12 protein-coding genes are annotated in these 16,030 nt (G+C 43.2%); 7 read left to right on the top strand and 5 right to left on the bottom strand.

Features of this window, described 5'->3' with window-relative positions; all coding sequences use genetic code 11:
• The first annotated feature begins 210 nt into the window (after positions 1 to 210).
• The 7 genes from K5Q92_RS06555 to K5Q92_RS06525 all read left to right on the top strand — a co-directional run bounded on the left by K5Q92_RS06555 (position 211) and on the right by K5Q92_RS06525 (position 10,446).
• Entirely contained in the window at positions 211 to 3,132 is a 2,922-nt protein-coding gene (locus K5Q92_RS06555; RefSeq protein ID WP_220768222.1) for a hypothetical protein, read from the top strand.
• Between the two features lie 407 nt (positions 3,133 to 3,539).
• Positions 3,540 to 4,118, top strand: a complete 579-nt coding sequence (locus K5Q92_RS06550) for a hypothetical protein (protein WP_220768221.1) — start codon at positions 3,540 to 3,542, stop codon at positions 4,116 to 4,118.
• 35 nt (positions 4,119 to 4,153) lie between these two features.
• A complete protein-coding gene (locus K5Q92_RS06545) occupies positions 4,154 to 4,687 on the top strand; it encodes a hypothetical protein (RefSeq protein WP_220768220.1) in 534 nt (177 codons plus the stop codon).
• A complete protein-coding gene (locus tag K5Q92_RS06540) occupies positions 4,684 to 7,626 on the top strand; it encodes a TcfC E-set like domain-containing protein (RefSeq protein ID WP_220768219.1) in 2,943 nt (980 codons plus the stop codon). Before K5Q92_RS06545 ends, K5Q92_RS06540 begins: the two co-directional genes overlap by 4 nt.
• 3 nt (positions 7,627 to 7,629) lie before the next feature.
• Positions 7,630 to 8,358: a hypothetical protein gene (locus tag K5Q92_RS06535; RefSeq protein ID WP_220768218.1), complete on the top strand. Its 729-nt coding sequence runs from the start codon at positions 7,630 to 7,632 to the stop codon at positions 8,356 to 8,358.
• A gap of 1 nt (position 8,359) precedes the next feature.
• A complete protein-coding gene (locus K5Q92_RS06530; RefSeq protein ID WP_220768217.1) occupies positions 8,360 to 9,451 on the top strand; it encodes a hypothetical protein in 1,092 nt (363 codons plus the stop codon).
• Positions 9,448 to 10,446, top strand: a complete 999-nt coding sequence (locus tag K5Q92_RS06525; RefSeq protein ID WP_259649509.1) for an OmpA family protein — start codon at positions 9,448 to 9,450, stop codon at positions 10,444 to 10,446. The genes K5Q92_RS06530 and K5Q92_RS06525 overlap by 4 nt, the downstream gene beginning before the upstream one ends.
• 36 nt (positions 10,447 to 10,482) lie before the next feature.
• On the opposite strand, the gene K5Q92_RS06520 is transcribed toward K5Q92_RS06525, so the two are convergent.
• From K5Q92_RS06520 to K5Q92_RS06500, 5 genes are all read right to left on the bottom strand, one after another.
• On the bottom strand, positions 10,483 to 11,019 hold the full coding sequence (locus tag K5Q92_RS06520; protein WP_220768216.1) for a prepilin-type N-terminal cleavage/methylation domain-containing protein: 537 nt from the start codon (positions 11,017 to 11,019) through the stop codon (positions 10,483 to 10,485).
• A 15-nt stretch (positions 11,020 to 11,034) separates the two neighbouring features.
• The gene (locus K5Q92_RS06515; protein ID WP_220768215.1) at positions 11,035 to 12,186 is read right to left on the bottom strand and encodes a sugar diacid recognition domain-containing protein; all 1,152 of its coding nucleotides are present in this window, start codon (positions 12,184 to 12,186) and stop codon (positions 11,035 to 11,037) included.
• Positions 12,187 to 12,345: 159 nt separating this feature from the next.
• Entirely contained in the window at positions 12,346 to 12,951 is a 606-nt protein-coding gene (locus K5Q92_RS06510; RefSeq protein WP_220768214.1) for a uracil-DNA glycosylase family protein, read from the bottom strand.
• A 30-nt stretch (positions 12,952 to 12,981) separates the two neighbouring features.
• Positions 12,982 to 13,560, bottom strand: coding sequence for a hypothetical protein (locus K5Q92_RS06505; protein ID WP_220768213.1), 579 nt, complete (start codon positions 13,558 to 13,560; stop codon positions 12,982 to 12,984).
• 360 nt (positions 13,561 to 13,920) lie between these two features.
• On the bottom strand, positions 13,921 to 16,020 hold the full coding sequence (locus tag K5Q92_RS06500; protein ID WP_220768212.1) for an MtrB/PioB family decaheme-associated outer membrane protein: 2,100 nt from the start codon (positions 16,018 to 16,020) through the stop codon (positions 13,921 to 13,923).
• Positions 16,021 to 16,030: the final 10 nt, after the last annotated feature.

Below are 16,030 nucleotides of genomic sequence, written 5' to 3'. Positions count from 1 at the left end.
CACCTTGCTGTTAGCATTTGCTCAAAATTACCGCACCTTGTTTCTCTCTTATTGTGTTAATCCCAAAAATTATTGTTTAGACGATCGCCGTAAATTTTATTGGGCACGCTAGTGGCTAGCGATTGGTCATTGCCTCGTTATGGCTTGGCATAGCAATCACATAAAGAGCCTTAGGTGCGAGTGTTACACGAACAGATATTAAGGTTTGCGATGCGATTTTTTTCCAAATTGTTCTTATTGTTACCCCTATTAGTATTAAGTGCCTGTGGCAGCGGTTCAGATAGTGAAGGCGGCGGAATTGTACCGCCACCGCCTCCGCCAGAAGTAAAATCGAGCATTACGGCGATGGACTTTCGCCAGTCAGTGACCATTCCTGACGATATGGCTTTGCCGGTGACTTTCAATTTATCTAACTATGTCAGTAGTGGAATTACCGCTGGTGCAAGTGCTCATCTAATATCGACCAGAAAGTTGAGTCTGGATAAGGTCGAGGTATTAGGCAATCTCGCAGGTTGTGAGATCACCAAGCTAGATCAACTAGCCCTATCTTTCTCAGTTACCCCAGATCATTCGCTCAGTTGTGACTATCGCTATACGGTTAGCGATGGTGCCGAGCAAACCTCTGCGCTGGCTTCAATCTTATTTACCAGCAATAGCGCCAAGCTTATTGCTGAACAGCAGGGCCTATCGTTACCAGCGGGCGGTGTTCTGCCAGAACTCAATAAACCTCTTACGATGGGTGATACGCTTAGTTTTAATATTCAAGATGAACTCGCTTCTGAGTTTTTATCTATGACCAACCCAAGCTTTGCATCATCGATAGTGGTGGTGGGCAGCGGCACGGCTAATGTTTCCGAAGACGGGGATTTTAGCTATCAAGGCATAGAGATTGGTCTCACATCTGTGAGCTACTCTGTGGTTGATGATAATAAGTTGGTGTTTACTGGGGTCATCAATATCGATGTTTCAGGAGACATCAATACCGCGCCTGAAACAAAAGATGAAACCTATGGCCGATTGGTGGCTGTTGAGGATTCTCTAACATTAGATATTTTAAATTTTCCAGGTGTTGGCTCACTGGTTAACGACAGGGAAGGCGATAAGGTGCAACTTGTTGGCGTGCAGGTGTATAACGCCAATGTCAGTCTCGTTAATCCAGGCGATGTCAATAATACCCAATTTACCTTTTCAGCCAGTGAAAAGGGGCTTTATGAAGTTAAGTACACGGTTTATGACCATGAAGTCGATGGCGTGAGTAGTGGGTTTATCAGCATAGAGACTGGTTATGTGCGTGAGGGGATTTTAGAGTTCTCCTTTAATGGTTTTATTAAATTATTTGGTGATGGTGCCCTAGGTGCAGTTGGGCGTAATACCCTGATAAAACCTTTTAAAGAGTCACTCCTGCCTTATATGGAAAATAATGACTACTATGCCACAGCACTTAAAAATATCGGTTTCGGTAATTACCGCATCGATATGAGCAGTGAAAGTGGTGGTGAAGATAAGATAGTTTTATTTACAGCGCTAAATGCACTACAACCAATCGAAACTTTGATTGAGCTGCCAGCCACAAGCAAAGTTTATTATGGGCTAACCTATGCCGATCGAATCATGGGTTACGGTGGTATCGCTTATGAGGTCACTCAGTCCGGTAATGCCATTGCACACAACCAAATATACGGTACAAGTAATACTTGTTATGGAGACTTTGTTGATAAGTTTAATGGATTGAACCTAAGTGGTGTTGAAAAGATTGAAAGCTTTGGGCCATTTTCTGCTGTGGTTTATTTCAGCGATGGAACCGCGAGATATTACAGTATTGACTGCGGCAGCACAGGCAAACTTGTCAATACAGATTGGACTAAATACATAGGAAAAGTAACCCAATGTTGGGATGCGCCAGATAATGGTAAACAGCACGGCTCATTTTATTGTTTGAACAAAGATCAAAGTGAACAGGCATTTGTGCGCGTGGTTGGCCCAAATGAGATTGACGAGAAGGGCAATATTTATCTTAAGTTCGCCAATTTCTTTAAAAATACAGGTAAGAAGATAGTAAAAAGCACCCAAGTCACTAAAGGTATTGCAGCATTAACGCAAAATGGAGTTCTGTACGTGTTATTCGATGGCAAGGATAGCAATGGAGAGACCTACAAAGTCGAGAAAGTTGCGACTAGAGTAAATGATTACCAGCAAGCGGCCAATTATGTCACCTATATGCATATGGTTGAAGATGATGATCGTGCGGATAAAACTTCTGACAATAGTTATGAGCCTCGTGATAGTTATTACCTTGAATTCAATGGCTATGCGCAGTATCACCGAGAGACATTGCCAAGCGGCCAGCAGTTGAATATGACTATCAAGTTTAGTGAATTAAGCCAAAGTGAACGTAGAAAAGTAAAATTTTATGAAAACACTGCGAACGCAGTGGCTTTAATTATAGATGACAGGCTTTATATACTTACTAGAAAAGGCCTTAAAGCGTATGGAGGTAAGGATTTTCATTATAATCTTGTAGGGGATTCCGCTAATTCTTATGGTGTTCGTACAGAAACAGCTGGGCAAGGTTTAAGCACTTTTTTTGCTCGGGGCAATAAGAATGGGCATGAAGAGCATTGGCAGTTTTTTAGCCCACTTGAAGAGCTTGATTCGAGTCTAAGCTGTGTGAAACCTGAATATGGCGAAGTTTCTTATCCATATATTTTAACTGGTTGTACTTACATTGATTTTAAAATGAATGGTGCGGTGATCCCACTTACAGATTCAGGAGTGAGTGTTTACCCTGAGGTGCGTTTTGCCAATGAGGACAGTACTGGCAAGGTTTACCCAGATTTAACGGATTTAGATAATGATGGGCTATCTACAGCGATAGAAGTTGAAGCGTGTTTAGCTGAGCGTACAGAGTATCATAGTGGTGATATTGAGTATTGCTCACAACCCATTTTATCTGACAGTGATGGTGATGACGTGTTAGATAGTTTTGAGTATCGCTATCAGGGGGCAGGTAAGGGGAATTATCAAAGTCGCTTTAGCCATATTGTTGGCGATTACAAGAAAAATGGCTTTGGTCCCTATGATGGCAATAAAGACATTGATAGTAATAGCCAATTAGATAAATACGATAATTAGCCTTTTTGCATTTTACGGTTAGACTCCTTATCACAATGAAATGGCAGCGCTCAGCTTATACAGATTGATATAAGTTGGGAGCTGTTATTTTTTTGCAGTCATTCGCACGCTTACGTTGTATTAGTCCCTTTCAATCGCTTAGTCCCCCAATTTTTCTGATTATCTCCATTGTTTTTGTTATTTCCTGATCAAAAAAAGCCGCTATCTAGCTGTTTTTTTATTCGATGTAGGCATTTTTGATTTTTTGAAATCAGTTTTGACCTGTTGAGAGCGTATCCACTCGTTAACATATGCTCTGTAAGTTACCTATCAGACATATTTGCAAAAGAAAGTGATTTATTACCGATTTAGGTATTTATTTTTTATCAAGCAAGTATGGCAAACAAATGTTTAATGAGGATGTTTCTATGAATGCTAAAATTTTATTACCTATCGCACTACTGACACTATCTGGAACCGCTTTTGCTGATGATGCAACAACGACTCTTCACTGGAAGGGGATTGTACCGACAGTTGTTCCTGGTGCAGGAGTAATCATCACGGGTCCTTCAGGACGTGTTCCATACATAGATACGGCAGGACTGGATGTTAAAGACACGACTGGTGTTTTCACTTCAGATCAGATCTCTTTAGAACTGCACTACCGTTTATGTACCGATGGTAGCGCCCCAGCTGAAGGCGCTTGTGCTAGTGGATTTGTGCAAGGTGAAGTTGCAGAAGCAGTTGGCGATATTATTCCTGATGCATCTTGGACAATGAGTTCATTAGAGACGGTTATTGGTACGCTAGACACTACAGGTGTGGGAACTGTTGTTAAGATGGAAGGCGCACCAATGGAGAAGTCCAAGCCTATTGTAGCGACAACCGGTACCGTTACTTTTACTACTGAAAACACTGAAAGTGTTGAAACCGCAATGGGCACAGAGCTGAAGCCTGGTCAAAATATCGAAGTCCACACAGTTATTAATTCAGCGAAAGCTATCTAAGCCTACGTTCTCCTCAGATCTATCAAGAGCCGACTATGACTTCTATAAAAGTTATCTTTTCTGCATGCCTGCTATTTGCGGCAAGTGATGCCTTGGCTCTTGATATGTCTGCCTCTGGTGATCAGCGCGAGTTTCATGTTGATACCCAAATAGAGCTGGATAAGTTTTATGACCGAGAGATCATTAAATTTGAATTTGTTAAAAAGAACTGGGAGCTGCAGTTCGATGGTCGTAATTTCAAATTTAATGATATTTCAGATGTACTGCAATTAGAAACCTCGATAGGTAAGAGTGATCCACTAAACACCTATAGCCTTAATCTGCTTGAAAATAGTTCCGCTTGTTATGACGTCAATGGCGTGCAGACAGACAGTAAAAACTTAGTGTCTGTAACCGTCGATGGTGAACCTATCAATCAAGGGGAAGCGCTAGATAGCTTGGAGTTTGATGGCGTTAACCGTGTTGGCAAATATAGTCACTTTGATGTTGAGCTTAAGTTTGCACCTGTCAGTTTAAAAGATGACTACTGCGAAGGAATGATCAAGATGAGTATAGAGCTAGCAATATGAGATACAACAAAATCGCCCTATCAGTCCTGTTTGGCTTATCTTGCACGTTAACCCCACAGTTATTTTTACCCGTATATGCTTCGGTAAAGAGTGAGGGTATTGCAATCCCTGATGAGTTTGCCGAGCTATATTCTGGCAGTACAGAGACGTTTGATTTTCAGCTAGCCAGTGCTAAAGAACAGTTGGTTATTAAGCTTAACTCAACACCCACCTCTGCGTCTTTAAATAGGGAAAGTAAGGTCAGTGTTGAGCAATACTTGACCCACCTAAATGTTAAGCGAGAGGCGGTGGCGGACATCATCACGGCAATGAGTGATATTACGACATCCTCTTTATGTCAGGGAAAGGTGTCTGAATGTGAGTTGATGCCTGAGCGTTATGCCTTTACCTATGACTTTGAGCATAAAAAGCTGAACTTATTTATTAATGCTGACTTAATTGATAGCCAAAAAACGGCTCGCCGATTTCACGAGGCCACTAATCAGCAGTACGGAGTGATTAATAGCGTTAATTTGAACTATCACTATTTTGGTGATGGTGGCTCATCGCTTATAGGCCGTGATGAAACCTTGATAGGTTTAAAGTATGGCTCTATCAAATCGAGTCTCTATGCGGATACAGCGGCAAATGAATTTGAAGTTGAGCAGTTATCTTATGACTTTGAAAGTCAAAATAGGCGCTTTCAATTTGGTCATTTTAAGTATGGCTATGAGCAAAATACCACAGCGTTTATGGATCTATCAGGCAGCTATTCGCAGGATATTGTCAATTACTCGTCATCGCAAAACTTGATTGATGGTGGCAAGCAAAATAATCGCCGCTTGTTTTACATCTTGCCCAACAAGGGGCGAATTGAGGTCTATCGAGATGGACATTTAATTTATAGCAAGAATGTGGATGCCGGGCAGCAGAGTATCGCTTTTCGTGATCTTCCCTATGGCTCATACACGGCTTCGATAGTGGTGATCTCTGCGGGGCGAGAGATCTTAAGGGAGCGCCAACAGATTGTTAATAACAGCGCTTTCTTACTGAATAAAGGTGAGTTTGACTACAGTTTCTCTGCGGGGCGATTCAACGATAGATACGATAATAGTTATGACGGCGACGTAGAGCAAAGTCAGCTTACAAAGCTACAAGCTAAGTTAGGTTATTTAGTTGAACCAGACAGCTTTATATATGCCGATGGCTTTATTTATGATGGCGATTATTCCTATGAACGCACCGGCGGGCTTAATGCCTACCTTAAAACGCTAACGGACCATTACTCGCTGCAGCTGGAAAGTAATAACTTTGTTGAAGGTAAGCTCTCATACCAATTAACAGATAGCACCATGATAGGTGGACGTATTTTGTCAAACTCAGACAGCACTTTGTCTGAACTAGGCGTTAAGACGTCATTGAGTGATGCCTCTACTGCACAGTTGAAATACGCTTCTTTTTCAAATGGTAGCCAATTTATCGCGGCAGATGTGAGCTTTTACAATATCGGTGTTGGCTATGAGAAGTTTGATTCAGCCGATAGCGACTTCGGCCTAGATAACTTCATGCTGTCCAATACTGGTTACCAGCGCCTTAATGTGAACTTTTCTTCTGATCTTTGGGGCGGCCAGGGCTATGTGCTTTATGTGAATAATAAACTCGATACTGAAAATGCGGCGCAAGCCTTTATTGATAAAAGTGATTACTGGTCGGTGAGTGCTGGTTTTTCACATTCGTTTGTGGCGGATTCAGTGATTAATTTTTCTGCAACATTTCAAGGCGGCGAAAGCTTTGGTGTCAAAGATGACTGGTATGCAGGCGTGCTATGGTCTGTGCCTTTGTCTGCCGGGTGGAGTGCTAGCTCATCGGTATCTGTGAGTCGCCAAGGGCTCGATGAATTTAGAAACAGTGTGGCTAATGACAGGCAATTGAGTCGTAACTTGTCGATGAATAACGAGCTCGGGATCAGTTATAACGGCACGGATATCGAGCGAAATATGAGTAGCGATCTATCCAGTAATATTAATTATAACAATGGCTATGTGGCGTCAGATACCTATGCCTATATCAGCTCAGATGGCACCCATTCTGTAAGCTCTAGTTTTAATAGCACTCAGGTGTTATCGGGTAAAGGGGAAGTTTATTTTACCTCAGAGCAAAGTGACGCTTACATCATTGTTGATGCAAACAATCAGGGGAGCGATGACGCTCACCGTGGCCTGCTTTCTATTTATGACAATAACACGCTGAACTATAGCGAAAATATTGATCGAGAAGAGACGATTATTCCTGTCGATAAATACAAGGCATTTAATGCGCGTTTAGATACGGATTCATCAAATTATATTAGCGATCAAACACGAGAAGTCTCCGGTTATAGCTTGCCTGGTACCGTTATCTCGCTGGATCTCGACTTAGTTAAAGTGAAAACCTTTATCTCCTCTTTTGATGACGTGAATCATCAAGTCATTGCTGAAGTTGCGTGTACAGGTGAGGGCTGTATTGATGTCGAGCAAGTTGAAGAGGGCGTGTTTAAGATCTCTGTGATTGCGGGCTCTGATTACCAATTGGTATCAGAAAATCAAACCTGTGTGACGCCAACGCTAGATAGAGATTCGACTCATATCGTTAATACAGGCAATAACTATTGCCTGCCGGGTTTGGACAATGATGACACATTAATGCTGGAACAAGATAAGTCTCTGCAGCCGATCAAAATTGATGACAATGAATATTACTTTGTTGGTGTTTTTACCAATGAAGATGAGCGGGTGAATACCAACCGCAAACTTGAAGAAGCGGGTTTAGCTGTCATCACTCGTATCGTCGGTCAGCGGCAATATCTCTACGTGACTAATGAATCAAGTCTTAGCGCTAGCCAAGTATCGCTATTAAACGAATTAAGCCTTTATGCGAAGAGTCTGATTGAAGATGACAACTTTGCTAACAACTGGAACTAAATTATGAAGATGACGAAACCTTTATTATTGACCATATTATCTCTGTTTGTTTTCGACGCGTCGGCGATGGCGATTAGCAGTTTAATGCTGACCAACCCAGAGACCAAAGCTGGAGTGTTCACCTTAGATAATACAGACGAAATCACTTACTTCCTTAAGACCTCAGTATCAAAGGTTGAGATCGTTGATAACAAAATTATCAAGACGCCTTACACTCGCGATAACCTTGATTCGTGGGACATAGCTACTAAGCCTTCTAAATTGGTCATTGAGCCAAATATGGTAAAAGAGATCCAAGTGGAAAGTATTTGTGGCGAACGCTGTGATACTGACAAAGACCAAGTTTATCAGATCAATATTCAACCTGTTTCCTACAGCACAGAAGGTAAACAGCAATCGAAAATCAACATGTTATTTGGTTTCTCTCCTTATTACATCGTACCAGCTAAAGTGAGTAACGTTGAATACTTACTCGACTATAAAGGCGACACGATTACAGCCAAAAATTCAGGTAATACCATGATAGATATCGTCATTGATCAATGCGATAAAGATGGGGTTATCGATGAGGATGATGACAGAGCATTATGTAAAGCCAATTTCACTATATTGGCAGGCAGAACTCGCGACGTTCACGTACCAGAGGTGTTACAAGCCGATGAACTAGAGGTGATGGTGTTAAATCACGATGAGTCATATCGTGAAGAGATCCGTTTGAGCCGAGGAGAGTAAGATGCGCTTTGCTGTCATTAAACAGCCAGTAAAGGCCGGTTTTGGTTTTATGTTGATGTCGTTAGTACTGAGTCTATTGCTTGGTACATCTATGTCCGCTAGTGCATTTACAATCAATGGCACGCTAACAGGTGATAAGCTCGAGTGGGCCAATGCCAGTAACGATGGTGAATATATCCGGCCTAATTACTGGTTTACTCCTGTGCGACTGCCGCAGACTACAATGTGGGTGCCAGGTACTTATACGACACCTACGCAGCTGAATATCGAGTTGTCGAACGGTACTGAGCATGTGTCTATGCCGATAAAATTAAGCGGTGTGAAGTATCAGCTTAGTGGGCAGTTCTCGCAAATCCCATATGCTGATAGCTATCCTGTTTGTGAGCAGTCGATTGTTGCCGCAACCAGTACCGTAATGAACACTAGCCGCAACGGATTTTGTATTGCTGATAAAAGTATTCAGTTTGCTAATCCTACAACCCCCTTTAAGCGCTATCAGCCGGTTATTCGTTTCGATAAAGCCGAGCTTATTACCCGATTAAAGGGCAAGGCTAAAGGAATATATTCGGGTACCGTCACAGGGGTAATTAGCTATGGATTTAAGGCCAATATTTCTGAGGCGGTAAAAACTTACCGCAATATCCCTATCACTTTTTCGATGCAGATCGCTTATAACCCGAGTGTCATTAGCCGTATTAATGTATTGGGCAATGGCCATATTACTCCAGAATATGACACCTACAAGCATACGGTGAGTGGCAATACTGGGTTTAAGGTTTCGGTGTTAGGTCAATTTCAAAATGGACTGAGGTTTCAGTTAATTAACAAAGATGCCGATGACTATAACTTAAAGCCAGATTCTGGCAGCGCTACTCAGATCCCATATAGCATTAGTTGCCAAGGATGCAGCAGTCAATCTGAGATAGTCGCTAATGGTCATGTAGTTGATAAAGGTGAAGCAAAGATAGACGCACCCGGTGCCACTATGATCCCTTTTATGCTTAATGTCGGCTTTGAGAATGTCTCTGTAAATGACGTAGAAGAGAAACGTTATAGCGACAATTTTACCCTGATGTTTGAGGTGCAGTTGTGAAGTTTGCTCTGAAAAAATTGAGTTCGATAAGAATAAGCCTGATAAAGTCTAGTTGCTTTGTCTGTATATTACTGCTCTACCCGGATGTTGCGCTTGCTGAAAGTTTTTATAGTGATGGTGATTTCTATTTTGGTGGCAAAATCGGAGGAGTACTGCTGGATACTGAAAAGCCGCTAGAGCAGGGGGAAAACAAACAGGTTAACTTTAGCTCGGGTTTGACCTTTGGATATAACATCAACTCCTACTTATCCCTAGAAACGGATATGAGTTATCTAGGGCAATATCAAGATGAGAGCTCTGGAGAAGATAAAAACTTATTTGCAATTGGGGCTTATTTGTCGACTCGATATCGACTCAGTGATGATGCCGCGCTGTATGTTAAATTAGGTCCAGCTTGGGCTGAAGATAATGTGTCGCTTAGCAGTGGTTTAGGTATCAAGTATCGACTATCACCCAACTGGGAGCTTGATAGTGGATATCGCTGGATTAAAGATACCCCAAGCACTGATGATGACCTGTATGAATTTACTCTCGGGGTTAACTATAAGTTTGGTGTTGTCTCGCATCTGCCTGTGCGTCCAGCGGTAGATCCAATGCATAAGCATAAAAAGCAAAGTGCAGTTGGTGATTCGATATCGACAACAAGGTCGATTCCGGCATTAAAGCCCTTATCAATCAGTGCCAAAAGTTTATTTGGGTTTGATAGTAGTAAGCTTATTGCAACTGAAGAGCTAGCAGAGGTGCTAAAACAGGTTAAAGCGAGCAAGGATAGTGAACTTAGTATTACCGCTTACACTGACAACTTAGGTACAGAGGACTATAACTTAACGCTATCGAAACAGCGGGCCGAAGCGACTCGAAACTACTTTATTTCCAACGGTGTAGAGCCATGCCGGATCCAAATTGACTGGAAAGGGGAGGAGAGCCCCATATCAACAAACAGAACTGCTGAGGGGCGAGCGTTAAATCGCAGAGTCAAAATCGAGCTCAATTAATGCCATTGGTATGATATAAGTGCAGGTATTAATGCCCTAACAGTCACTGTGCTTGACAGTAATGACAGGCTCAGTGGCGTTTATGGCATTTTCGTAACGAATATGGCAATTGAAGCTGACGCTTTTATCGCTCAGGTCTTCAGAGAAAAAGATATATATGTGGTTATTTGCCGTGGACTTATCGATAAAGAAAGGGGCTGCATTTGGGTCTTGTTGAATCGTTGTGAGTGAAACTGAGTCGATATCGAGCCATGCCCTCACTTGGCGGTTAAGCTCATCGAAACTGTCTGTACCATCAACGGCGGGGTAGCCGTTATAAAGTGGAATGGTGACCCCTGCATGGACAATATTGCCTGCGCCCTTTGCTTGCCCTTTAATAACAGCTTTGCTGTGAACTAAATCTAAGCCGCTAGCCATGGCACCAGCAATACCGTCTAAGGTCGCGATCTTACTATCAGTTTTAAGGTCGACAAACTTTGGTAAGGCAACAATCGCTATGACCCCAAGCACTATTATCACTACGACCATTTCGATTAGAGTAAAGCCGCGTTTACCTGTTGAGGTTAAGGTCATTATGCCCCCTTTTGTCTAAGGCTGTTTTAGCATCACCTGGCCAATATACAGCTGCAGTAACCCATCGAGTTGATTGAGGTTTGCGCCGGTGATCTGCTGGATCCTATCGAGCCGATAGCGTAGCGTATTTCGGTGAATAAAAAGTACATTAGCACATTGTTGTAGGTCGCCAAAGTGTTGCAGGTAAGCGGTTAGTGTTTTGACTAACTGGCCATTTTTATCGGCGCTAAGAAGAGCCTGATAGGGACAGAGCAACTCCTTACCACGCCAGCTATCTTTTAACGCAGATAGTAACACTAACAGGGAATAATCTTCGTAAAGGTACTTACTCTGCTCAGGCCGCATCTGTTGGCCAATAGCCAGAGTTTCCAACGCAGTTTGATAGGAGCGGTTGAGATCTTCGGCGGCTGGGAAATAATGCCCTAGAGAGATCTTTAGGCGGCAGACAAACTCTTTAGGTAATCTTGTAAGTAGCTGATCGATGCGCTCACTTTCAAGGCTAGGATCCCAGGTTTTACCATCTAAGAATGCAGGTTTTAAAATAACCAGCTCGGTCATCGAGCTCATAGCAACCAAGTTGCCCCTAGAGGGAGTTTCTAGCAGGTGCATGACCTGTTTTAACATCGAGTTAGCAGCGGTTTCCTCTTCGTTAGCTTGCACCTTTATCACTGCGACAACTCTTGGCAAATTAAGGTCTATCTCCAACTGGGCGGCCCAATTTCGCTGGTGGACAGTGAATGGCCCCTCAGATCTAATTAACTCAATGATCAGTTCCTCCTTTTGGCGGTACCGCCATTGAGCTTGCTCTAGGGTGTTGGCTTGCTCAACGATAATTTCGGCAGTCATCTTTAAGAGTTCACCGTAGCTACGTAGCTTTTCAGGCTCACCAGTGATGCCGATAACACCGATTATCTTGCCTTTATAATGCAGTGGCAGGTTGATTCCAGGCTTTACTCCTTGCAGCGTACCTGTGCTGTGAGTGCTGATCTCTACTGTACGTTTTTGGCTAATAGCTAACAATGCACCTTCGTGAACAGCGCCGATACGGTGAGGTTCACCTGAGCCTAAGATCACCCCATGATTATTCATCACATTGATATTATGACCAATGATCTTCATGGTGCGCTTTACTATTTGCCGTGCCAAATAACCATCTAGAAAATACACTTTATCCTCACTAACGACTAAGAAACGACTAAGACAGATGATAGAGACTGCTTTAACTATGGTGCTTTTTATTAAGCTTCAGTACAGTGCCTCAAAGTGAAGAGGTGTGGCATTACTTTTTAAGCTAACTGTGAGCTTGATACATATTTTGCGAGTCGTTTATGCCGAGTTTATTAAAGACATAACACGCTTTTGTAGTTGGGGGATTATCTGCTGTTCAAACTCAGGGTGACGCTTAAGCCAGATGTTGTTTCTTGGGCTTGGGTGAGGCATCACTAAGGTACTTGGCCATAACTCCTGCCAGTTTGCCACAGATTGCGTGACACTAAGTTTCTGCTTGAGGTGCCACTCGATGGCATACTTTCCGACTAAAAGTGTCAGTTCTATATGTTCAAGTTGATCAAGCACCTCTTGGCGCCACCTTTTAGCACATTCAGGGCGAGGGGGCTTGTCGCCGCTCTGCCTATCGGCACTGGTGTAACTGCCTGGGTAACAAAATCCCATGGGGACTATGGCAAACAGTTCAGGAGCATAGAACTGTTCGCGAGTTACCCCAAGCCAAGTTCTCAGCCGCTCGCCACTGGCGTCATCGAAAGGGCGACCCTTGTGATGTGTTTTTTGCCCAGGCGCTTGGCCAGCTATCAGAATCTTTGCCTGTTTGCCTAATTGAACAATGGGTTTGGCCCCAAGAGGGAGAAATTCAGAGCAGATCTGGCATTGCTTAATCTCAGCTTTGAGGGCGGTGAAACTGTTTACATTAGGCATCGGCTATCCGTTTAATATTGCTGTAGAGCGTTAGCTGTACTGTAAAATTTGATAAGCCCAGTAGCCTAAGTAACCGTAGCCTATAGCAAGTGCCGATAGGCTTAAGAACTTCACTTTTATATCGGCTTGGCTAATCAAGGCAACATGAGCGCAGGCGATAGCAAAAATAGCAATAGGTGCGATGTAATAAGCAGCGATTAATAGGGCGATAGCGGCCAGTGCGATTATCAGCGCGCTGTGTTTACCCGGCGCTTTAGTCGCGGACAGGTTCAGTTGAAGTGGCAGTAAGCTCAGTCCAATACTGACGATAATGACGCCTATATTCATCGAGATGGCACCTGGGGTGTCAAAGTAAATAAGTGCGATAAACAGGGCTATAATGGCTGGGATAATTGCTATTAATGTGTGCATCTTAGCGAAATTACGACTGTGGTATTTGCCTGTGAAGTAGAACAAACCGTTTAGCAGTAAGTTGAATAAGCTAAAGCCGCCTAACGTAATGGCGAGTAGTAAGACATTGGTGGTGTCTGACTGCATGGCAAATGCTGGCAGCGGTGCAAGGAAGGCTGAGATTAATAGCGTTTTATGAGCTGTAGTTGAACGAGTCATGTAAGTTCTTAAGATGAAGAAAATTGATATTAAGATCTCCTAAAGCAGGAATAAGTTCAAGAACATCACAGATTTGAGTGTAGTTTTTAGGACTTTTTTATCTTTGCGGTGATCAAGCTCACTTAATTGTTTGGGATGTTTAGGTGGACTCGTAACTCTATAGTTTCTGCACTCGCTAAACAGTAGCAGGGCAAAAATGGCTATCTATGGTAATCCCCTATGAAAGCAGAGAGGCCAAGTTCCAAGACAAAGCGGCTTACCACAAAAGACACGGAGAAGGATAAAAACCGATTATAGACAATAAAAAACCCGCATTTAGCGGGTTTTTTGTGTATTACACAGTTGTACTACAGCTATTTACTATAGACGGTAGCTCATGCTTAGCATGATTAGGTGTGCGTTATAGTCGTGGCTATTGCTGCCAAAGCTCAACACATTCCAAATGCCATCTGGTGCAATATTATTGCCTGCATCGTTGTCTTTATAGTTTTCCATCTTATAGTCTAGACGCAGATCCATTTTCTCTGTCGCTTTGTATAAGGCGTAAACGTTGACGTTATGCACTTTAGCGTAGTAATCACCGTAGTCGCCAGTAATGCCCTGAGTGACTTGGGTATTACTGTTTGAGTCAGAGTAAGTGTAATCAACACCTAGACGAAGCTTTTGCTCCATAAGGTTGTTGTAGCTAAAGCCTGCACCGAGCACATCGACTTGGTCTTCAACCGTACCAAACCAGTTTGGTGTGCCAAGGTTTGTGCTACCCGCTTGCTCTGAATCGATGTTCTGACGGCTATAGAATGCCGTTACAGTCATGTCATCATTGATGAGGTAACTAACACTGGCGTCATAGCTGAGATCTTTCGATTCAGTTAGGCCAATCTGTGTTTCGTTATAATCATCAAGGGCGTAACGAGCACCAAAATCTAGTGTTAGACTATCGATTGGGCTGTGAGTTACGCGAGCTTCAACTTGAGTACGTTTTCTATCGGCAAGATTGTACTTGCGTAGCAGATCGTTTTGCTCGCTAGATGTCCACTCAGACGCTTGGTAATGAGAACCGTCACGCTCACCGTAACTACCCTTAATCCACATGTTCCAGTTAGCAAAAGCGCTTAGCTGATACTTGGCCCAAAGAGTGTTTTCTTCCGTTGTTTCACGGTCTTGGTAGCTACGCTCATCTTTACGGTAGTCGAATCCACCTTCAAGCTTATGGCCGCGTGCTAGACGATAGTCTGCACCTAGCTTAGCTTTATGGGTGGTGATGTCGTATGGCGTATTATAAGCAGCTTGACCTGTAGTTGAGTCTATAGAGATTTGAGTCCACTCTTCAACGTTGGTCTTGTTATCACGGTCGCTATAATCATAGCTTGCGTTTAAACGTAGCTGACGGTTAATACGTGAGACAACCTTTAACGTAGCACCTTGAGTGTCAACGCGGCCATCTAGCGACTCAGCGGGCATTTGATAGCCGTAGCCTGAAGTGCTGAAGTCCTGATCTTGGGTCATCTGTCCCAAGTAGACTCGACCATTCATCACGGTTCTACCAGCAACATATTGGCCTAGTACAGAAACAGTATGTGCTTCGTTGTCAGGATCCAATGACATGTAGCCAGTGGTTTGTGCGCCAAAGGTCGGGGCAAATGCATTTTCAAAAGACAGTTCACTATACTCATTCTTGAAGATTGAGCCGTTGTAGTTTACTGAAGTAAACCAGTTGTCACCAGATAGGCGAACGCCCGCTTCAAGGGTATCAGTGGTGTAGTCAACTGGTTCAGCAAGCATCATAGATTGGTTGTAGAAGCTGCCCGATGCTTGCTTCAGACCAGTCTTATCTTCACGCTGGTAGTTAACGTAAGTACTCCATAAGCTTTCACCTTGGTACTCGAAACCTAAGCCTGCGCGTTTACGCTTAAGCGACAACTCAAGTGGATTAAGGCTTGAGTATAGGTTCGTCATATCTTGCGTACTGCCACCGTGAACCCAATCACCCGGTAGGGTAAGGTCATCGCCACCAATACCTTGATAAGGGCTCATTGCCTTATCGGTTTTGTAGGTTGCGATCTGGCGGTAGTTTAGGTTCAAGTTATATTGACCCGCTTTACCTGCATTAATCTCAGCGCGGCCATTTTCCATGCCGAGGTTGTCCGCTTCGATACTTGCTTGGTAGCCGTTTTCGCCAGTGTATTTTACATCGGCGTCAACTTTACCTGCAAAGCCATCTTCGGTAGCAAAGGCGTTAGCTGAGCGAATATCATCGCTGTCGCTGTAACCAGCACCAATACCAACTGTGCCTGATACGCCTTTTTCGACTTTACAGTTTTTACAAACCCACTTATCGAATTTTACTTTTTCAGTGTTCGCGTTTTGAATGCCATAACCGTCAGCCGCGATAGCGGCGCCAGATAGCATGCCAGCATGGGTAATCAAAGCGAGCGTGACTAAATTTAATTTGAATTTCATCTTCTCGTCT

It is taken from the genome of Shewanella sp. MBTL60-007 (assembly GCF_019654915.1).
Lineage (GTDB): Bacteria > Pseudomonadota > Gammaproteobacteria > Enterobacterales > Shewanellaceae > Shewanella.
This window is presented reverse-complemented; position numbering and strand designations above follow the sequence as displayed.